This is a genomic window from Pseudomonas sp. GW456-L13 (assembly GCF_017350115.1).
GTDB lineage: Bacteria > Pseudomonadota > Gammaproteobacteria > Pseudomonadales > Pseudomonadaceae > Aquipseudomonas > Aquipseudomonas jessenii.
Window position 1 is genome coordinate 2,444,149 of the sequence record NZ_JACNAS010000002.1, and the last position, 19,321, is coordinate 2,463,469.

Below are 19,321 nucleotides of genomic sequence, written 5' to 3' on the forward strand. Positions count from 1 at the left end.
TGGCTACCAATCCTGGGTGGTCAGCGGCTGCGACCGGGTTGTAAAAATCGGAAAAGAAAAAAGGGTAGCCGAGGCTACCCTTTTTAATCAATCACACAACAAGTGCAGCCTTAGTGGCCGAACTTCTTGCGGATCTGCTGGACGGTGCGCAGCTGAGCTGCAGCCTCGGCCAGACGTGCGGCAGCAGAACCGTAATCGAATTCTGCGCCACGTTCATGCAAGGCCTTCTCGGCTGCCTTAACGGCTTCCTGAGCGGAGGCTTCATCCAGGTCGGCAGCACGTTGCACGGTGTCGGCAAGAACCTTGACCATGTTCGGCTGAACCTCGAGGAAACCACCGGAGATGTAATACACCTCCTCTTCCCCGCCCTGCTTGACCAGGCGGATCGGACCTGGCTTCAGATTAGTGATCAGCGGCGCGTGACCCAGAGCGATACCAAGATCACCCAGTGCACCGTGCGCAATCACCATCTCGACCAGACCGGAAAAGATTTCTCCTTCCGCGCTGACGATATCGCAATGGACTGTCATAGCCATCTGATTGCCTCAACCTAAATTAGCGCCCGTTGCCGGGCGCCGGGATTACAGTTTCTTGGCTTTCTCGATCGCTTCTTCGATGCCGCCAACCATGTAGAACGCTTGTTCTGGCAGGTGGTCGTAGTCACCGTTGAGGATGCCTTTGAAGCCAGCAATGGTGTCTTTCAGGGAAACGTATTTACCCGATGCACCGGTGAAGACTTCAGCCACGAAGAACGGCTGCGACAAGAAACGCTGGATCTTACGAGCACGGTTTACCAACTGCTTGTCGGCTTCCGACAGCTCGTCCATACCCAGGATCGCAATGATGTCCTTCAGTTCTTTGTAACGCTGCAGAACGTACTGAACGCCGCGAGCGGTGTCGTAGTGGTCCTGGCCGATTACGTTCGGGTCCAGCTGGCGCGAAGTCGAGTCGAGTGGATCGACCGCTGGGTAGATACCCAGGGAAGCGATGTCACGGGACAGAACGACGGTAGCGTCCAAGTGGGCGAAGGTGGTCGCTGGCGACGGGTCGGTCAAGTCATCCGCAGGTACGTATACCGCTTGGATCGAAGTGATCGAACCTTCCTTGGTCGAAGTGATACGTTCTTGCAGAACGCCCATCTCTTCAGCCAGGGTCGGCTGGTAACCTACTGCCGAAGGCATACGGCCCAGCAGTGCGGATACTTCAGTACCGGCCAGGGTGTAACGGTAGATGTTGTCGACGAACAGCAGAACGTCGTTACCTTCGTCACGGAACTTCTCGGCCATGGTCAGGCCGGTCAGTGCTACGCGCAGACGGTTACCCGGCGGCTCGTTCATCTGACCGTAAACCAGTGCCACTTTGTCCAGAACGTTGGAGTCCTTCATCTCGTGGTAGAAGTCGTTACCCTCACGAGTACGCTCACCCACACCGGCGAACACGGAATAACCGCTGTGCTCGATGGCGATGTTACGGATCAGTTCCATCATGTTTACGGTTTTGCCTACACCGGCACCACCGAACAGACCGACTTTACCGCCTTTGGCGAACGGGCAAACCAGGTCGATAACCTTGATGCCGGTTTCCAGCAGGTCGTTGCCGCCTGCTTGTTCAGCGAACGAAGGCGCTGGACGGTGAATGCCCCAACGCTCTTCAGTGGCGATAGGGCCAGCTTCGTCGATCGGGTTGCCCAGAACGTCCATGATCCGGCCCAGAGTCGCTTTACCGACCGGTACGGAGATGGCTGCGCCAGAGTCGGTAACTTCCAGACCGCGCTTCAGGCCTTCGGTGGAACCCATCGCAATGGTACGAACCACGCCGTCGCCCAGCTGCTGCTGAACTTCCAGAGTGGTCCCGGCCGCGCTTTGTACTGTCAGCGCGTTGTAGATGCTCGGTACGCTGTCGCGTGGAAATTCCACGTCGATAACGGCGCCGATGATTTGAACGATACGTCCGCTACTCATAGCTGGATCCTCTGAATATTTGAACCGTTAAACCGCGGCAGCGCCGCCGACGATTTCCGAGATCTCTTGGGTGATCGCAGCCTGACGCGCCTTGTTGTAGACCAGCTGCAAATCGCTGATCAAATCACCGGCGTTGTCGGTAGCGTTCTTCATCGCGATCATCCGCGCAGCTTGTTCAGCCGCGTTGTTCTCGACCACCGCCTGGTAGACCTGCGACTCCACGTAACGGACCATCAAGCCGTCGAGCAGCTCCTTGGCATCCGGTTCGTAGAGATAGTCCCAGTGGTGCTTGAGGTCTTGATCCGGGGTTGCCACCAATGGAATCAACTGCTCCACGGTAGGCTGTTGCGTCATGGTGTTGATGAACTTGTTGGACACCACGGACAGGCGGTCAATACGGCCGTCCAGGTAGGCATCCAGCATCACCTTGACGCTGCCGATCAGATCATTGATCGACGGCTCTTCACCCAGGTGGCTGATAGCTGCAACGACGTTACCGCCGAAGTTGCGGAAAAAGGCCGCACCCTTGCTACCAACGACACACAGATCGATCTCGACGCCGTTTTCGCGGTTTACCGCCATGTCCTTGACCAGGGCCTTGAACAGGTTGGTGTTCAAGCCGCCGCACAGACCACGGTCACTGCTCACTACGACATAACCAACACGCTTGATTTCGCGGTCGATCATGAACGGGTGGCGGTATTCCGGGTTGGCGTTGGCCAGATGCCCAATTACCTGGCGGATACGCTCCGCATAAGGACGGCTAGCAGCCATGCGCATTTGTGCCTTGCGCATTTTGCTGACCGCCACTTTTTCCATGGCGCTGGTAATCTTTTGCGTGCTTTTGATGCTCGCAATCTTACTGCGAATCTCTTTTGCGCCTGCCATGTAACACCTATCAGGTTAGCAAGCGGGAGCCTTGCGGCTCCCGCTGCGGCTTACCAGGTTTGGGTGGCCTTGAACTTCTCGATACCGGCTTTCATGCCAGCGTCGATTTCGTCATTGAAGTCACCTTTCACGTTGATCTTCGCCATCAAATCGGCGTGATCGCGGTTGAAGAAAGCAATCAGCGCTTGCTCGAAGCTGCCGATCTTGGCGATTTCAACGTCAGTCAGGAACCCACGCTCAGCGGCATACAGCGACAGCGCCATGTCAGCGATCGACATTGGTGCGTATTGCTTCTGCTTCATCAGCTCGGTAACGCGCTGACCATGCTCAAGTTGCTTACGGGTCGCTTCGTCCAGGTCAGAAGCGAACTGGGCGAATGCCGCCAGTTCACGGTACTGAGCCAGAGCGGTACGGATACCACCGGACAGCTTCTTGATGATCTTGGTCTGAGCGGCACCACCCACACGGGATACCGAAACACCGGCGTTCACTGCAGGACGGATGCCCGAGTTGAACATGGCCGATTCCAGGAAGATCTGACCGTCGGTGATGGAAATCACGTTGGTCGGAACGAACGCGGAAACGTCGCCAGCCTGGGTTTCGATGATCGGCAGTGCGGTCAGGGAACCGGTTTTGCCGGTCACTGCGCCGTTGGTGAACTTCTCTACGTATTCTTCCGAAACGCGGGATGCGCGCTCCAGCAGACGGGAGTGGAGATAGAACACGTCGCCTGGGTAAGCTTCACGGCCTGGTGGACGGCGCAGCAGCAGGGAAATCTGGCGGTAAGCCACTGCTTGCTTGGACAGATCGTCATAAACGATCAGCGCGTCTTCACCGCGGTCGCGGAAGAATTCACCCATGGTGCAACCGGAGTACGGTGCCAGGAATTGCAGCGCAGGAGATTCCGAAGCACTGGCAGCCACGATGATCGTGTTGGCCAGGGCGCCGTTTTCTTCCAGCTTGCGAACCACGTTGGCGATGGTCGATTGTTTCTGACCGATTGCTACGTAGACGCAGAAAATGCCGCTGTTCTTCTGGTTGATGATCGCGTCGATCGCCAGAGCGGTTTTACCGATCTGACGGTCACCGATGATCAGCTCACGCTGGCCACGGCCGACAGGGATCATGGCATCGACAGCCTTGTAGCCAGTCTGTACAGGCTGGTCTACCGACTTACGCCAGATCACGCCTGGAGCAACTTTCTCGACCGCGTCGGTCTCGGTGTTGCCCAGTGGACCTTTGCCGTCAACAGGGTTACCCAGTGCGTCGACTACGCGACCCAGCAGTTCCTTACCAACCGGAACTTCCAGGATGCGGCCAGTGCACTTGGCGCTCATGCCTTCAGCCAGAGACTGGTATGCGCCCAATACAACGGCACCTACGGAGTCTTGCTCCAGGTTGAGGGCCATACCGAAGACGCCGCCCGGAAACTCGATCATCTCGCCGTACATTACGTCGGCCAGACCGTGAATCCGCACGATACCGTCAGATACGCTGACGACAGTGCCTTCGTTACGGGCTTGGGAGGTCACATCGAGCTTGTCGATGCGGCCCTTGATAATTTCACTTATTTCGGAAGGATTGAGTTGCTGCATTGCTCTGCTGCCCCTTCAAACTCAAGATTTCAATGCTTCGGCAAGTTTCGCGATTTTGCCGCGAATCGAGCCATCGATAACCAGGTCGCCGGCGCGGATGACGACACCACCAATAAGGGCAGCGTCCTCCGCAACTTGCAGGCGCACTTCCCGGTTGAGTCGTGCACTGAGAACCTTGGCGAGTTTGTCTTGCTGTTCTTGGTTCAATGCGAAAGCACTGGTGACTTCAACGTCTACCGACTTCTCTTGTTCGGCCTTGTACAGGTCGAACAGAGCGGCGATCTCCGGCAACAGCGGGAGACGGTCGTTTTCGGCAACGACGTGGATGAAGTTCTGTGCCTTGGCATCAAACTTGTCGCCGCACACGTCAATAAACGTGGCGGCCTTTTCTGCGCTCGTCAGTCGCGGGGCCTTGAGCACGCGCTGCATGGTGTCGTCTTCCGACACCGCTGCAGCCAGGCCGAGCATGGCTGACCAATTGGCCAGTTGCTGGTGGGCCTGAGCGTGCTCGAAGGCCGCCTTAGCGTAAGGTCGGGCCAACGTGGTCAGTTCTGCCATGATCGCCCTCGCTTAGATTTCAGCAGCCAGTTGGTTAACCAGCTCTGCGTGCGCGTTTTGATCGATTGTGGCACCCAGGATCTTCTCGGCGCCGCCGACTGCCAGCAAGCCCACTTGGGCACGCAGCGCGTCTTTGACACTGTTCAGTTCCTGTTCGATCTCGGCCTGAGCCTGAACCTTCACACGGTCAGCGTCGACACGGGCCTTTTCAACAGCCTCTTCGACAATCTGGTTACCGCGTTTCTTGGCTTGCTCGATGATTTCAGCTGCCTGAGCTTTCGCTTCGCGCAGTTGGTGACCCGCTTTTTCTTGGGCCAACTCCAGGTCGCGAGCTGCACGGCTGGCAGCGTCCAGACCATCAGCGATCTTCTTTTGACGTTCGTGCAGTGCCGCAATGACCGGAGGCCATACGAACTTCATGCAGAACAGTACAAAAATCAGGAACGCAACGGACTGGCCAATCAGGGTCGCATTAATGTTCACGCCAACACCTCGCAGTTACGTTGTCCATCACACCAAATTACCCGGAAGATCCGAGTAATTAGCCAGCGATTTGACCAACGAACGGGTTCGCAAAGGTGAAGAACAGAGCGATACCAACACCGATCATGGTTACGGCGTCGAGCAGACCGGCAACGATGAACATTTTAACTTGCAGCATTGGAACCATTTCTGGCTGACGCGCTGCGCCTTCCAGGAACTTGCCGCCCAGCAGGCCGAAACCAATTGCGGTACCCAGTGCGCCCAGGCCGATCAACAGTGCAACAGCGATAGCGGTTAGACCAACTACAGTTTCCATCTTTCCTCCCGACTTTTACGTCGTATGGTTTAGGTTTTTTAGATTAAAGCGGTAAAACAAATCGTTTCAGATGCCCCGTAAGGAGCACCTTCCCGTTTTACCGGGAAGGACATCAGACTAGTCGAGACTGGCCTTAATGGTTTTCTTCGTGCGCCATCGACAGGTAGACGATGGTCAACATCATGAAGATGAACGCCTGCAGGGTGATGATCAGGATGTGGAACACAGCCCACGCCCACTGCAGAACAACGCCCAGGCCACTAAGCCAGAGCAGACCGCTGCCGAACATCACAGCAATCAGAATGAAGACCAGCTCGCCGGCGTACATGTTGCCGAACAGACGCAGAGCCAGGGAGATCGGCTTGGCGATCAGGGTCACGAATTCCAGCAGGAAGTTCACCGGAATCAGCAGGGCCTGAACGAAGATGTTCTTGCTGCCGAACGGGTGCAGGGTCAGCTCGCCGATGAAGCCGCCGAGGCCCTTGATCTTGATGCTGTAGAAAATGATCAGCGCGAACACCGTGAAGGCCATGGCCAGAGTCGCGTTCGGGTCGGTGGTCGACACGGCGCGGAACGGGATGTGTGCATCGCCGGAGATCAGGATGGCCAGCTGAGGAATCCAGTCGACCGGTACCAGGTCGACGGCGTTCATCAGGAACACCCAGACGAAGATGGTCAGTGCCAGCGGTGCAATCACCGGGCTACGGCCATGGAAGCTGTCTTTCACGCTGCCATCGACGAATTCGACCAATACTTCAACGAAGTTCTGCAAAGCACCAGGCTGACCGGAAGTCGCTTTCTTGGCCGCCATGCGGAAAAGAAGAACGAAGATCAGACCCAATGCGACCGACCAGCCGAGAGTATCGACGTGGAAAGCCCAGAAGCCCATTTCTTTGGCTTCTGCTGCGGTGTGGGCAAAGCCCCAGCCGCCGGTAGGGTGCTGACCGAAGGTCAGGTTCTGCAAGTGGTGCTGGATATAGCCCGAAGCGGTTGTTTCTGCCATGGTTGCCTCAAACGCCCTAAGGTCTCGAAAGTCTTGTTCTCATCAGCAGGGGAGCGAACCAGCTGACCGACTGAGTCAGCACGAAGGCACCGAATACTGCAATCGGCGCCAGTGGCTTCACACCTGCAAACACCAGTGCAAACAGCACTGCCGTCAAAATCAGTTTGCCTGCCTCGCCGGCATAAAAAGACCGGACGATGGACTGGGCTGCTCGGGCGCCGGAAAACCGAAATGCCCTGTGAGCGAAATAAATATTGGGTAGCAAGGCTATCAGGCCTCCGCAGAGTCCCGAGTACCCGGCAACGACTCCATATCGGTACCAGAGCGCCAAAGCGGCGATCAGCAACACGACAAATTGAGCCATCAACACCGGAAAAACTGCCAGGCGATGGAAGGGCAGGCGGTTTGGCGTGCGGGTTTCCATCACTTTTACTCCCCAATGGTCGGCTGCCGAAATTCAATAACTTGGCATAATTTGTGCCGACAAAATGCGCGCAGAGTATAGGGGCGGTTCTGCCCCTATTCAACTGTCAGGTAGTGATTTCCGACTGCGCGCTACATGAGGAAATGTTTCAGCGGATATGTGCAAGTACGCCTTGAAGCTCATCCAGTGAGTTGTAGCCAATCACCAACTGCCCTTTACCCTTCTTACCGTGGCGGATCTGCACCGCAGAGCCTAGGCGCTCGGCCAGGCGCTGTTCGAGACGGGCGATATCCGGGTCCGGTTTTGCCGCTTCCACAGGCTCCGGTTTACCACTCAACCACTGGCGAACCAGTGCCTCGGTTTGGCGCACGGTCAGCCCGCGTGCGACAACATGTCGCGCCCCTTCAACCTGTTGAATTTCCGGCAAACCGAGCAAAGCACGGGCATGACCCATTTCCAGGTCGCCGTGGGACAACATGGTCTTGATGACTTCCGGCAAGGAAATCAGGCGCAACAGGTTGGCCACGGTCACCCGGGACTTGCCCACAGCCTCGGCCACCTGTTGCTGGGTCAACTGGAACTCCTGCTGCAACCGCTGCAGGGCCACCGCTTCTTCAATCGGGTTCAGGTCTTCGCGCTGAATGTTCTCGATCAGCGCGATGGCGATCGCGGTTTCATCGGGTACATCGCGAACCATTGCCGGGATGGTTTCCTGCCCGGCTTGCTGGCTGGCGCGCCAGCGGCGTTCGCCGGCAATGATTTCAAAGCGGCCGCTGCCGATCGGGCGAACCACGATGGGCTGCATGACGCCCTGGGCCTTGATCGATTGCGCCAGCTCTTCGAGCGCCTGCGGATCCATGTCACGACGCGGCTGGTACTTGCCGCGCTGGAGCAGATCCAGGGGGAGATGTTGCAGCTCACGCTGATCGGCTTGCGCCGCTTGTTCTTCCAGCGAGCTGACAGTCGGACCACTCAACAGAGCATCCAGTCCACGTCCGAGACCTCGTTTCTTGACGGCCATGGGGATTCCTTAAGTTGCCTGAGCAGCGGCGATGCGTGAGTTTTTGCGTTGACGACGAACCATTTCGCCCGCCAATGCCAGGTAGGCAACGGCGCCTCGCGAAGCTTTGTCGTACGCCAGCGCCGGCATGCCGTAGCTTGGCGCTTCGGCCAGACGAATATTGCGCGGAATGACGGTGTCGTAGAGCTGCTCGCCGAAGTGTTCCTTGAGCTGCGCCGAGACATCGTTCATCAGGCTCAGGCGTGGGTCGTACATCGTACGCAGCAGGCCTTCGACCTTGAGATTCGGGTTCAGCAGTTCAGAGATACGCTTGATGTTATCCACAAGGTCGCTCAAGCCTTCGAGTGCGAAGTACTCGCACTGCATGGGGATAATGACCCCGTCAGCGGCAACCAGTGCGTTCAAGGTCAGCATCGACAGCGACGGCGGGCAGTCGATCAGGATGTAATCGTAGTTTTCCCGGATCGGCGCCAGCGCGCTGCGCAGACGGCTTTCCTTCATCTGCATTTCCAGCAGCACCACTTCGGCCGCGGTGAGATCGCGGTTGGCCGGCAACAGCTGGTAACCACCGTGTTCGGAGAAGTGCATGGCCTGGGCCAGATCACATTCTCCGATCAGCAGGTCGTAGACCGAGTTTTCCAGGCCATGTTTATCTACACCGCTACCCATGGTGGCGTTGCCCTGTGGATCAAGATCGATCAACAGCACCCGGCGCTTGGTCGCGACCAGGGATGCTGCGAGGTTGATGCAGGTGGTGGTTTTGCCCACGCCACCCTTTTGGTTCGCAATCGCGAATACCTTAGCCATTCTTGCTTGTGTTCCCAATCATGCCGTGCGGCGCAGTATCAGCAGATGGCGTTGGCCTTGGCAACCAGGTACGGCCAGGGCGTGTTCGCTATCGAGGTGGAAGTCTGCCGGCAATGCTACCAGCTCATCGGCCGGATGAACGCCCTTCATTGCCAGCCAGCGTGTTTCGCTATCGCCGAGGTGGCGCGTCCAGTTACTGAAGTTCTCCATGCTGCTGAACGCCCGGGAAATGATTCCGTTGAAGGGCTGTGCAGGCTGGAAGGCTTCGACGCGACTGTGGATAACTTGCAGGTTATCCAGTTTGAGTTCGAGTTTAACCTGGGTCAGGAAGCGGGTTTTCTTGCCGTTACTGTCCAGGCAAGTCACTTGCGACTCTGGAAACAGGATGGCCAACGGAATGCCCGGCATACCACCGCCGCTGCCAACGTCCAGCCACCGGCCGTTTTCGACGAACGACATCACGCTCAAACTATCGAGCAAGTGGCGGGAGACCATCTCGTCCGGATCGCGTACCGCGGTCAGGTTGTAAGCCTTGTTCCATTTTATCAACAGGGACAGATAACCCAGCAGCTGCGCGTGCTGGGTTTCTGTCAGCGTGACACCGAGCTGGCGAGCACCTGTGGATAACTCTTCTGCGTGTTGCGGAGTGACCAACGAACTCAAGCGCTTTGCTCCAACTGACGGCCCGCGCCGCGTTTTTTCAAATGAATCATCAACAGCGAAATGGCTGCCGGCGTAACGCCCGGTATACGCGAGGCCTGGCCCAAGGTTTCTGGACGGGTCGCGCCGAGCTTGCTCTGGATCTCCTTGGAGAGACCGGAAATATTCGTGTAATCGATATCCACAGGCAATTTGGTGTCTTCGCTGGCTCGCAGGCGGGCGATTTCATCCTGTTGACGATCAATGTAGCCGGCGTATTTGGTCTTGATCTCGACCTGCTCGGCAACCTGTGGATCTTCCGCGCCCCCACCGGTCACGGCGATGAGACCAGCGTAGTCGATTTCCGGACGGCTCAAGAGGTTGAGCAGGTTGTATTCGTGAGTCAGTGGCGTGCCGAATTTTTCGGCAATGGCATCGCCCTGTTCGGTACCCGGGCGTACCCAGGTACTTTTCAGGCGCTGCTCTTCCAGTTCGATGCTTTCGCGTTTTTTGCAGAAAGCCGCCCAGCGCACGTCATCCACCAGACCCAGTTCGCGACCTTTTTCGGTCAAGCGCAGGTCGGCGTTGTCTTCGCGCAGGATCAAGCGATATTCGGCACGTGAGGTGAACATCCGGTACGGCTCTTGGGTACCGAGGGTTATCAGGTCGTCGACCAACACGCCGATATAGGCCTCGTCGCGACGCGGGCACCAGGCCTCTTTGCCTTGCGCACGCAGTGCAGCGTTGGTCCCGGCGAGCAAACCCTGGGCACCGGCTTCTTCGTAACCGGTTGTGCCGTTGATTTGCCCGGCGAAGAACAAGCCGCCGATGACTTTGGTCTCCAGGCTGTATTTCAAATCGCGTGGATCGAAGTAGTCGTACTCGATCGCGTAGCCCGGACGCACGATGTGCGCGTTTTCCATGCCGCGGATCGATTGCACGATCTGCAATTGCACGTCGAACGGCAAGCTTGTGGATATCCCGTTCGGATACAGCTCATGGGTGGTCAAACCTTCCGGTTCGATAAACACCTGATGGCTTTCCTTGTCGGCGAAGCGATGGATCTTGTCTTCGATCGACGGGCAATAACGCGGGCCTATCCCTTCGATCTCACCGGCAGCGGAATACATCGGCGAACGGTCGAGGTTCGCGGCAATGATTTCGTGGGTGCGCGCATTCGTGTGGGTAATCCAGCAGCTGACTTGCTTCGGATGCTGCTCTTTTGACCCCATGAACGACATCACCGGGATCGGCGTATCACCCGGTTGCTCGGACATCACCGAGAAATCCACAGACCGACCGTCGATACGTGGCGGAGTACCGGTTTTCAAACGACCCACGCGCAATGGCAGTTCACGCAGACGGTGAGCCAGCGCGATCGATGGCGGATCACCGGCGCGACCGCCGGAAAAATTCTGCAAACCGATGTGGATAAGTCCACCGAGGAACGTACCGGTGGTCAACACCACGGAATCAGCGAAGAAACGCAGGCCCATTTGGGTGACAACACCACGGACTTGTTCCTGCTCGACGATCAGATCGTCAGCGGCCTGTTGAAATATCCACAGGTTCGGCTGGTTCTCCAGGATTTCGCGGACAGCTGCCTTGTACAGAACCCGGTCTGCCTGCGCGCGGGTTGCTCGCACGGCCGGGCCTTTGCGGCTGTTCAACACGCGAAACTGGATACCGCCTTTATCGGTAGCCATGGCCATCGCGCCGCCAAGGGCGTCGATTTCCTTGACCAGGTGGCTTTTGCCGATCCCGCCAATGGCCGGATTGCAACTCATGGCACCGAGGGTTTCCACGTTATGCGTCAGCAATAGGGTTTTAACCCCCATACGTGCTGAGGCCAGTGCTGCCTCGGTACCGGCATGACCGCCGCCGATGACGATCACTTCAAAACGGGAAGGGAAATCCACCACGCACCTCGTGCCTGCTTAAGTAGGTAATTCAGGAATAGTTTGAGCTCAGGTTTTTGGACCTGGTCGACAAGTATAGGGACTTCGCCCTTCCTAAAGAACCCTTTGCACAAAATTTAACCAGCTGTGGAAAAGTCGGAGTTATAGAAATTAAAAAGAAAGAAATTTATTAAATCTTTGTTTTTATGTTTATTTCTATGCACCTACCTTTCTGTGGATAGATTGCTATAGACCTTTATTTTCAATGTGTACAGAGATTCAAAACCCTGTGTTCATGTGCCAATGAGGCCCTTGGATAACCGGTTTAAGCCTGTGGATGAAAGGGGTGGTTATCCACAGAGGCGGTTATGTCCAGTTTTCGAGCCCTGTTATCAACTGACCTTAGCCGCGGTTATTCACAGGGCTTAATCCACAGAAAAGTGCCGTTCGCTCGAAATTCGGGTGCAGGAATTCCGCTCAAGCAGACGAAGTCCGCTCGGCACTGGGAGTTTTTTTCAGAAAAGGAGAGAACAGACAGGCACGAATGGCCTGTCTGTGAATAACAGGAGGGCTACTTACCGATACAGAAGCTGGAAAAAATCCGCCCCAGCAGGTCATCGGAACTGAAAGCACCGGTGATTTCACCCAGCGACTGCTGAGCCTGGCGCAAATCCTCGGCCAACAACTCGCCAGCACCGGCCAGGGTCAATTGGGCACGGCCATGCTCGAGGGCAGCACTGGCATGACGTAGCGCCTCAAGGTGTCGCCGGCGAGCGCTGAAGCTGCTTTCGGACGTTTGTTCATAGCCCATGCAGGCCTTGAGGTGATCACGCAGCAGCTCCAGCCCGACACCACCCGACCTGGCGCTCAGGCTGATGGTGACATGGCCGTCCTGGCTGACCTCCAGCGCAATGGCTTCGCCCGTAAGGTCGGCTTTGTTGCGGATCAGGGTGACTTTCGCGGGATCGGGACGGATTTCGAGAAACTCCGGCCAGAGTGCAAAAGGATCGAGGGCTTCCGGTGCAGTGGCATCAACCACCAACAGTACCCGATCGGCTTCGCCGATAGCTTTCAAGGCACGCTCGACGCCGATTTTTTCCACATGATCATCGGTATCGCGCAGACCGGCGGTATCCACGACGTGCAGCGGCATGCCATCGATGTGGATATGTTCGCGAAGCACGTCACGGGTGGTGCCGGCAATCTCGGTCACGATTGCTGCTTCACGCCCGGCCAGGGCATTGAGCAGGCTGGATTTACCGGCATTCGGACGACCGGCAATTACCACGGTCATACCGTCACGCAGCAAGGCGCCCTGCCCGGCTTCGCGCATGACGGTGGATAACTCGTCGCGCACTTTGTCGAGCATGCTCAGGACGTGGCCATCGGCGAGGAAGTCGATTTCCTCTTCCGGGAAATCGATGGCCGCTTCGACATAGATTCGCAGGCCGATCAGTTGCTCGGTGAGGTTATGCACACGTGACGAAAAAGCACCCTGCAGGGAGCGCAACGCGTTTCGCGCAGCCTGGGCAGAACTGGCTTCAATCAGGTCGGCAATGGCTTCGGCCTGGGCGAGGTCCAGTTTGTCGTTGAGGAAGGCGCGCTCACTGAATTCCCCCGGCCGGGCGAGACGGCAACCCAGTTCCAGGCAGCGCTTGAGCAACATATCCAGAACAATCGGACCGCCATGGCCTTGCAGCTCCAGCACATCTTCGCCTGTGAACGAGTTCGGGCCGGGGAAATACAGGGCAATGCCCTGGTCCAGCACCTCGTCGTTTTCACTGAAAAACGGACCGTAGTGGGCAAATCGCGGCTTGAGCTCGCGACCGCTGAAGGCCTTGGCCGCAACGCTGGCCAACGGCCCGGAAATACGCACGATGCCTACACCGCCGCGACCTTGAGCGGTGGCGACGGCTGCGATGGTTTCGCGAGGAACGCTCATAAACCGGTATCCAGACAAAAGTGACAGATAGCAAAACGCCCCACTAGGGGGCGTTTTGAGTGGTTATCCACAGTGTAAATCAGGCAGCTGCTTTAGCGGCCGCTTCGATTTTACGCGTGATGTACCACTGTTGTGCGATGGACAGCACGTTGTTTACAACCCAGTACAGCACCAGACCGGCCGGGAACCACAGGAAGAAGAAGGTGAAGATGATTGGCATCAGCTTCATCACCTTGGCCTGCATCGGATCCGGAGGAGTCGGGTTCAACTGCTGCTGGATGAACATGGTTGCGCCCATGATGATCGGCAGAATGAAGAACGGATCCTTGATCGACAGGTCAGTAATCCACAGCATGAACGGCGCCTGACGCATTTCAACGCTTTCCAGCAGAACCCAGTACAACGAGAGGAAAACCGGCATCTGCACGAGGATTGGCAAGCAACCACCCAGCGGATTGATCTTCTCTTTCTTGTACAGTTCCATCATGGCTTGCGACATTTTCTGCCGGTCATCGCCATGTTGCTCTTTCAGCGCGGCCAGTTTCGGCGCCACTGCACGCATGCGCGCCATGGATTTGTAGCTGGCAGCCGACAGCGGGAAGAAGATCCCTTTGATCAGCATGGTCAGGAAGATGATCGACCAGCCCCAGTTACCCACAATGGCGTGGATGTGTTGCAGCAACCAGAAGATCGGTTGGGCGATGAACCACAGAATGCCGTAGTCGACCGTCAGTTCCAGACCTGGGGACAACTCTTTCAGCACAGCCTGGCTTTTCGGACCGGCGTACAGAACAGCGCTGGTCTCGGCCTTGGCACCCGGCGCAACACTCATCGATGGGCCGGTGTAGCCGATGATGTAGTTGCCTTTGCTGTCTTTACGGGTCTGGACGACGTTGTTTTCGCCCTTGGCCGGAATCCATGCGGTCACGAAGTAGTGCTGCAACCAGGCAACCCAACCGCCTGTGACGGTTTCTTTCAGCGGCGCCTTGTCCATGTCCTTCATGGACACTTTCTTGTACGGCTCGGAACTTGTCCACAGGGCGGCGCCCAGGTAAGTCGCGGTGCCGGTAGCCGTAGTCGATGAAGGATCGGCGCTGGCGTCGCGCTTCAACTGGGCGAACATCGCACCATTCCAGGGCTGGGCGCTCTGGTTGTCGACCAGGTAGGAAACGGTTACGTCATACAGGCCGCGTTTCAGGGTGAAACGCTTGATGTAGTTGACGCCGTCTTTGCTGAACTTCAGGTCTACGACCAATTGGTCCTGACCGTCAGCCAGCTGATAAATCTTCTTCTCCGAGGAATAAACCGGACGACCGGCCGGATTTGCATCCGGACCGTTGGTGCCGATCAGACCGCTTTGCGCCAGATAAGTACGTTCGCCGCCGTTATCGAACAGCTGGAACGGAATTTCCGGGTGATCCTGACGACGCGGATACAGCGGCAGGGTCAACTGGGCAACATCGCCACCTTGTGGGTCGACAGCCAGGTCCAGTACATCCGTTTTGATCTGGATGAGGTCCTTGCTCACAGCCACCGGCGTTTCGGCAGGTGCGCTGGTGTCGCTTGCAGCACGTGGAATGTCGTCACTGGCAGAAGCGTTGGAGCCAGATGCCGTATCCGGCAGGCCCGATGCAGTCGTATTGGTGGCAACATTCTGAGTCGGCAGGGCAGCCTGGCCATAGTCCTGGTTCCATTTAAGAACCATAACGTAGGACACGATTGCCAGGGCGACGATCAGGATCGTGCGTTTGATATCCATGATTACTCGGCCATCGAAGAAGAACGGGAGGTAGGGATAGGTGGAACCGGGTCATAACCACCGGGATTCCACGGATGACAGCGACCTAAACGACGAAAGGTCAGCCAGCCACCGCGAAGAAGGCCATGATTTTCGATGGCTTCTAACGCGTAGCAGGAACAACTGGGGTAGAAACGACAGTGACTGGCCATCAGGGGACTAATGGCATAGCGATAAAACTGGATCGGAACGAGTGCCAGTTTACGCATCTGGACTGTCTACCCCTACAGTTTCGGTTTTGACTGCTGGTACTGGCGAACTGCGAGCCAGTCGTTTCCAGAGTTTGCCGAAATGCTGAATCAATTCGGGGTTTTCTACGTCGCCCAAACCTTTGCGCGCGACGATAACAATGTCCCAGCCGACCAGAGAATCCTGGTTCAGGCGAAACGATTCGCGCATCAGACGTTTGAGGCGATTGCGCTCGACGGAGAGCTTTACGCTCTTTTTCCCGATTACCAACCCGAGACGGGGGTGATCAAGATCGTTGTTGCGCGCAAGGAGCAGGAGATTTTTCCCCGGAACCTTGCCGGTAGGGGAGTCAAAGACTGCCTTGAATTGCCGGGGGGTAAGCAGACGCTTTTCCCGACTGAAGTCCTGACTCACCTCCAGTGCCGGATTATCAAACTGCCAGACGCGCACGACCTTTGGCGCGACGACGCGACAGGACGGCACGACCGTTCTTGGTAGCCATGCGAGCACGGAAACCGTGGGTACGAGCGCGTTTGATAGTGCTTGGTTGGAAAGTACGTTTCATTGTCGTGTTACCTGGTTCGTCCACAACGGGCCGGAATGGCCCCCGTTTTAAGAGACCGGGGATTCTAGAGAAAGCAAGCCTTCAGGTCAATTTCCAACCAACGTTTCCTTATAAATAGATCTCCAGAGGTTTTTCAGCACTCGCACCTTGCGTAGATATAAAAATAAGAAAGGAAAGTATTTAAAGCTTTTCTGTAAAGCTTATAAAAGCTAGGCTCGCCATCTTCTGTGGATAACTCGATTCAGCCCTTGTTTTACCTGCTGTACAGAGAATGACAACTACGGTGGAAAACAGTGTTCAGCCTGTGCTGCGCTGTCGGATAACCTGTGTGTGAAAGGTCGCTTTATCCACAGGCGGGTTATCCACCGAGTTTCGCCCCCACTTGTGCAATGACCTTAACCCCGGTTATCCACAGAGCTTATGCACAGACCACTGGTCGCCTTTTTTGCTTATGAAACGGTGATTCTTCTTGGTCGATGAACCACCTTCGTGTGGATAAGTCGGCGTCTGGTCGCTACAATGGCCGCTTGTTTTTGCCTCACCGGCTTTCAACTTAGGGGATATCCGTGTCAGTGGAACTTTGGCAGCAGTGCGTGGAGCTTCTGCGCGATGAGCTGCCTGCCCAACAATTCAACACTTGGATCCGTCCACTACAGGTCGAAGCCGAAGGCGACGAGTTGCGTGTGTATGCACCCAATCGTTTTGTTCTGGACTGGGTCAACGAAAAGTACCTGGGGCGTGTTCTCGAATTGCTCGATGAGCACGGCAATGGCATGGCGCCTGCGCTTTCCCTATTAATAGGCAGCAAACGCAGTTCGGCACCCCGTGCCGCGCCAAACGCTCCCCTGGCTGCTGCGGCTTCCCAGGCCCAGGCTGCTCAAGCACCCGTCAGTCCGCCGCCGGCACCTGCCGCCGTGTCGACCAAGCGTGCGACGCAAAAAGTGGCTGAAGTCTCCGAGGAAGAACCTTCCCGTGACAGCTTCGACCCGATGGCCGGAGCCAGTTCGCAACAGGCACCTGTGCGCGCCGAGCAACGTACCGTGCAGGTCGAAGGTGCGCTCAAGCACACCAGTTACCTGAACCGCACCTTTACCTTCGAGAATTTCGTTGAAGGTAAATCCAACCAGCTGGCGCGCGCCGCCGCCTGGCAGGTGGCAGACAACCCCAAGCACGGTTACAACCCACTCTTCCTTTATGGTGGCGTCGGCCTGGGTAAAACCCACTTGATGCATGCTGTGGGTAACCATCTATTAAAGAAGAACCCGAATGCCAAGGTGGTGTACCTGCATTCCGAGCGTTTCGTGGCGGACATGGTCAAGGCCCTGCAACTGAACGCGATCAACGAGTTCAAACGCTTCTACCGTTCGGTGGATGCGTTGCTGATCGATGACATTCAGTTCTTCGCCCGCAAGGAGCGTTCCCAGGAAGAGTTTTTCCACACCTTCAACGCCTTGCTCGAAGGTGGGCAGCAGGTCATTCTCACCAGTGACCGCTACCCGAAGGAAATCGAAGGCCTTGAAGAACGCCTCAAATCCCGTTTTGGCTGGGGCCTGACCGTAGCGGTTGAGCCGCCGGAGCTGGAAACCCGCGTGGCGATCCTGATGAAGAAGGCCGATCAGGCCAAAGTCGAGTTGCCTCACGACGCCGCGTTTTTCATTGCCCAACGCATTCGCTCCAACGTCCGTGAGCTGGAAGGTGCGCTCAAGCGCGTGATCGCCCACTCGCACTTCATGGGCCGCGATATCACCATCGAGCTGATTCGCGAATCCCTTAAGGACTTGTTGGCGTTGCAGGATAAACTGGTCTCTGTGGATAACATTCAGCGCACTGTCGCCGAGTACTACAAGATCAAGATCTCCGACTTGCTGTCCAAACGCCGTTCGCGTTCGGTCGCTCGTCCGCGTCAGGTCGCCATGGCGTTGTCCAAGGAACTGACCAACCACAGCCTGCCGGAAATCGGCGATGTGTTTGGCGGCCGCGACCATACGACGGTCTTGCACGCGTGCCGCAAGATCAACGAACTTAAGGAATCCGACGCGGACATCCGCGAGGACTACAAGAACCTGCTGCGTACACTGACCACTTGATGAACACCAGCGCAGCTAATTAAGGCAAGGGACTAGACCATGCATTTCACCATTCAACGCGAAGCCCTGTTGAAACCCCTGCAACTGGTCGCAGGCGTCGTCGAACGCCGACAGACCTTGCCGGTACTTTCCAACGTGCTGCTGGTTGTCGAAGGCCAGCAATTGTCGCTGACCGGTACCGACCTGGAAGTCGAGCTGGTCGGTCGTGTTCAACTCGAAGAGCCGGCGGATCCGGGTTCCATCACCGTGCCGGCGCGCAAGCTGATGGACATCTGCAAAAGCCTGCCGAACGATGCGCTGATCGACATCAAGGTCGACGAGCAGAAGCTTGTGGTCAAGGCTGGCCGTAGCCGCTTCACCCTGTCGACACTGCCGGCCAACGACTTCCCTACCGTGGAAGAAGGCCCGGGTTCGCTGACCTGCAGCCTGGAGCAAAGCAAGCTGCGTCGTCTGATCGAACGCACCAGCTTCGCCATGGCCCAGCAGGACGTGCGTTACTACCTCAACGGCATGCTGCTGGAAGTTTCCGCGGGTGTGATCCGCGCGGTAGCCACCGACGGCCACCGTCTGGCCATGTGCTCGATGCAGGCCGACATCGGCCAGCCGGATCGTCACCAGGTCATCGTGCCGCGCAAAGGTATCCTCGAACTGGCTCGCCTGCTCACCGAGCCGGACGGCAATGTCAGCATCGTGCTGGGTCAGCATCACATTCGCGCCACCACCGGTGAGTTCACCTTCACCTCGAAGCTGGTTGACGGAAAATTCCCGGACTACGAGCGAGTTCTGCCTAAAGGTGGCGACAAGCTGGTTCTTGGTGATCGTCAGGCTCTGCGCGAAGCGTTCAGCCGTACCGCCATTCTGTCCAACGAGAAGTACCGTGGTATCCGTCTGCAACTGGCCAGCGGTCAGCTGAAGATCCAGGCGAACAACCCGGAGCAGGAAGAAGCGGAAGAAGAAGTGGGCGTTGAATACAACGGCGGCTCTCTGGAAATCGGCTTCAACGTGAGCTACCTGCTCGACGTACTGGGCGTGATGACCACCGAGCAGGTTCGTCTGATCCTGTCCGACTCCAACAGCAGCGCGCTGGTGCAGGAATCGGATAACGACGACTCGGCCTACGTTGTCATGCCGATGCGTCTGTAATCAT

The 19,321-nt window shown here is 56.9% G+C and carries 20 protein-coding genes; 2 read left to right on the forward strand and 18 right to left on the reverse strand.

Going from position 1 to position 19,321, the window contains the following annotated elements; genetic code table 11:
• Positions 1-110: 110 nt before the first annotated feature.
• The 18 genes from J4D25_RS25335 to rpmH form a co-directional block, all read right to left on the reverse strand.
• Positions 111-536 (reverse strand): F0F1 ATP synthase subunit epsilon, encoded by a 426-nt coding sequence (locus tag J4D25_RS25335; protein WP_007969909.1) that lies wholly within the window; start codon positions 534-536, stop codon positions 111-113.
• 45 nt (positions 537-581) lie between these two features.
• Positions 582-1,961, reverse strand: coding sequence for a F0F1 ATP synthase subunit beta (atpD, locus tag J4D25_RS25340; protein ID WP_008002330.1), 1,380 nt, complete (start codon positions 1,959-1,961; stop codon positions 582-584).
• Positions 1,962-1,988: 27 nt separating this feature from the next.
• Positions 1,989-2,849, reverse strand: coding sequence for a F0F1 ATP synthase subunit gamma (atpG, locus tag J4D25_RS25345; RefSeq protein WP_008045673.1), 861 nt, complete (start codon positions 2,847-2,849; stop codon positions 1,989-1,991).
• Between the two features lie 50 nt (positions 2,850-2,899).
• Entirely contained in the window at positions 2,900-4,444 is a 1,545-nt protein-coding gene (gene atpA / locus J4D25_RS25350; protein WP_030132553.1) for a F0F1 ATP synthase subunit alpha, read from the reverse strand.
• Between the two features lie 21 nt (positions 4,445-4,465).
• Entirely contained in the window at positions 4,466-5,002 is a 537-nt protein-coding gene (locus tag J4D25_RS25355; protein ID WP_008045680.1) for a F0F1 ATP synthase subunit delta, read from the reverse strand.
• 12 nt (positions 5,003-5,014) lie between these two features.
• On the reverse strand, positions 5,015-5,485 hold the full coding sequence (locus J4D25_RS25360; protein WP_008045681.1) for a F0F1 ATP synthase subunit B: 471 nt from the start codon (positions 5,483-5,485) through the stop codon (positions 5,015-5,017).
• A gap of 58 nt (positions 5,486-5,543) precedes the next feature.
• The gene (atpE, locus tag J4D25_RS25365) at positions 5,544-5,801 is read right to left on the reverse strand and encodes a F0F1 ATP synthase subunit C (protein ID WP_003097235.1); all 258 of its coding nucleotides are present in this window, start codon (positions 5,799-5,801) and stop codon (positions 5,544-5,546) included.
• A gap of 133 nt (positions 5,802-5,934) precedes the next feature.
• The gene (gene atpB / locus J4D25_RS25370) at positions 5,935-6,804 is read right to left on the reverse strand and encodes a F0F1 ATP synthase subunit A (protein WP_057712662.1); all 870 of its coding nucleotides are present in this window, start codon (positions 6,802-6,804) and stop codon (positions 5,935-5,937) included.
• Between the two features lie 16 nt (positions 6,805-6,820).
• Positions 6,821-7,228, reverse strand: coding sequence for a F0F1 ATP synthase subunit I (locus tag J4D25_RS25375; protein WP_057712661.1), 408 nt, complete (start codon positions 7,226-7,228; stop codon positions 6,821-6,823).
• 148 nt (positions 7,229-7,376) lie between these two features.
• Positions 7,377-8,249, reverse strand: a complete 873-nt coding sequence (locus tag J4D25_RS25380; RefSeq protein ID WP_057712660.1) for a ParB/RepB/Spo0J family partition protein — start codon at positions 8,247-8,249, stop codon at positions 7,377-7,379.
• Between the two features lie 9 nt (positions 8,250-8,258).
• Positions 8,259-9,056: a ParA family protein gene (locus J4D25_RS25385; protein ID WP_046038783.1), complete on the reverse strand. Its 798-nt coding sequence runs from the start codon at positions 9,054-9,056 to the stop codon at positions 8,259-8,261.
• An 18-nt stretch (positions 9,057-9,074) separates the two neighbouring features.
• Positions 9,075-9,719, reverse strand: coding sequence for a 16S rRNA (guanine(527)-N(7))-methyltransferase RsmG (rsmG, locus tag J4D25_RS25390; RefSeq protein WP_057712659.1), 645 nt, complete (start codon positions 9,717-9,719; stop codon positions 9,075-9,077).
• Entirely contained in the window at positions 9,716-11,614 is a 1,899-nt protein-coding gene (gene mnmG, locus J4D25_RS25395) for a tRNA uridine-5-carboxymethylaminomethyl(34) synthesis enzyme MnmG (RefSeq protein WP_057712658.1), read from the reverse strand. The genes rsmG and mnmG overlap by 4 nt, the downstream gene beginning before the upstream one ends.
• A gap of 550 nt (positions 11,615-12,164) precedes the next feature.
• Positions 12,165-13,535 carry a tRNA uridine-5-carboxymethylaminomethyl(34) synthesis GTPase MnmE gene (gene mnmE, locus J4D25_RS25400; RefSeq protein ID WP_057712657.1) on the reverse strand — a complete coding sequence of 457 codons (1,371 nt, stop codon included), beginning with the start codon at positions 13,533-13,535 and terminating at the stop codon, positions 12,165-12,167.
• Between the two features lie 79 nt (positions 13,536-13,614).
• A complete protein-coding gene (yidC, locus tag J4D25_RS25405) occupies positions 13,615-15,294 on the reverse strand; it encodes a membrane protein insertase YidC (RefSeq protein WP_057712656.1) in 1,680 nt (559 codons plus the stop codon).
• A 2-nt stretch (positions 15,295-15,296) separates the two neighbouring features.
• A complete protein-coding gene (gene yidD, locus J4D25_RS25410) occupies positions 15,297-15,542 on the reverse strand; it encodes a membrane protein insertion efficiency factor YidD (protein WP_010207715.1) in 246 nt (81 codons plus the stop codon).
• Positions 15,535-15,936, reverse strand: coding sequence for a ribonuclease P protein component (gene rnpA / locus J4D25_RS25415; RefSeq protein ID WP_056727027.1), 402 nt, complete (start codon positions 15,934-15,936; stop codon positions 15,535-15,537). Before rnpA ends, yidD begins: the two co-directional genes overlap by 8 nt.
• Before the next feature lie 16 nt (positions 15,937-15,952).
• Positions 15,953-16,087, reverse strand: a complete 135-nt coding sequence (gene rpmH, locus J4D25_RS25420; protein ID WP_003213577.1) for a 50S ribosomal protein L34 — start codon at positions 16,085-16,087, stop codon at positions 15,953-15,955.
• A 566-nt stretch (positions 16,088-16,653) separates the two neighbouring features.
• Between rpmH and dnaA the strand changes: the two genes are divergently transcribed.
• Entirely contained in the window at positions 16,654-18,174 is a 1,521-nt protein-coding gene (gene dnaA, locus J4D25_RS25425; protein WP_057712654.1) for a chromosomal replication initiator protein DnaA, read from the forward strand.
• A 39-nt stretch (positions 18,175-18,213) separates the two neighbouring features.
• Entirely contained in the window at positions 18,214-19,317 is a 1,104-nt protein-coding gene (gene dnaN, locus J4D25_RS25430; RefSeq protein ID WP_007969885.1) for a DNA polymerase III subunit beta, read from the forward strand.
• Positions 19,318-19,321 lie beyond the last annotated feature (4 nt).

What these genes read in the sequence shown, in the direction of transcription:
- J4D25_RS25335 (WP_007969909.1), bottom strand. Translation starts at nt 536, where the DNA reads ATGGCTATGACAGTCCATTGCGATATCGTCAGCGCGGAAGGAGAAATC.
- atpD (WP_008002330.1), bottom strand. Translation starts at nt 1,961, where the DNA reads ATGAGTAGCGGACGTATCGTTCAAATCATCGGCGCCGTTATCGACGTG.
- atpG (WP_008045673.1), bottom strand. Translation starts at nt 2,849, where the DNA reads ATGGCAGGCGCAAAAGAGATTCGCAGTAAGATTGCGAGCATCAAAAGC.
- atpA (WP_030132553.1), bottom strand. Translation starts at nt 4,444, where the DNA reads ATGCAGCAACTCAATCCTTCCGAAATAAGTGAAATTATCAAGGGCCGC.
- J4D25_RS25355 (WP_008045680.1), bottom strand. Translation starts at nt 5,002, where the DNA reads ATGGCAGAACTGACCACGTTGGCCCGACCTTACGCTAAGGCGGCCTTC.
- atpE (WP_003097235.1), bottom strand. Translation starts at nt 5,801, where the DNA reads ATGGAAACTGTAGTTGGTCTAACCGCTATCGCTGTTGCACTGTTGATC.
- atpB (WP_057712662.1), bottom strand. Translation starts at nt 6,804, where the DNA reads ATGGCAGAAACAACCGCTTCGGGCTATATCCAGCACCACTTGCAGAAC.
- J4D25_RS25375 (WP_057712661.1), bottom strand. Translation starts at nt 7,228, where the DNA reads ATGGAAACCCGCACGCCAAACCGCCTGCCCTTCCATCGCCTGGCAGTT.
- J4D25_RS25380 (WP_057712660.1), bottom strand. Translation starts at nt 8,249, where the DNA reads ATGGCCGTCAAGAAACGAGGTCTCGGACGTGGACTGGATGCTCTGTTG.
- J4D25_RS25385 (WP_046038783.1), bottom strand. Translation starts at nt 9,056, where the DNA reads ATGGCTAAGGTATTCGCGATTGCGAACCAAAAGGGTGGCGTGGGCAAA.
- mnmE (WP_057712657.1), bottom strand. Translation starts at nt 13,535, where the DNA reads ATGAGCGTTCCTCGCGAAACCATCGCAGCCGTCGCCACCGCTCAAGGT.
- yidC (WP_057712656.1), bottom strand. Translation starts at nt 15,294, where the DNA reads ATGGATATCAAACGCACGATCCTGATCGTCGCCCTGGCAATCGTGTCC.
- yidD (WP_010207715.1), bottom strand. Translation starts at nt 15,542, where the DNA reads ATGCGTAAACTGGCACTCGTTCCGATCCAGTTTTATCGCTATGCCATT.
- rpmH (WP_003213577.1), bottom strand. Translation starts at nt 16,087, where the DNA reads ATGAAACGTACTTTCCAACCAAGCACTATCAAACGCGCTCGTACCCAC.
- dnaN (WP_007969885.1), top strand. Translation starts at nt 18,214, where the DNA reads ATGCATTTCACCATTCAACGCGAAGCCCTGTTGAAACCCCTGCAACTG.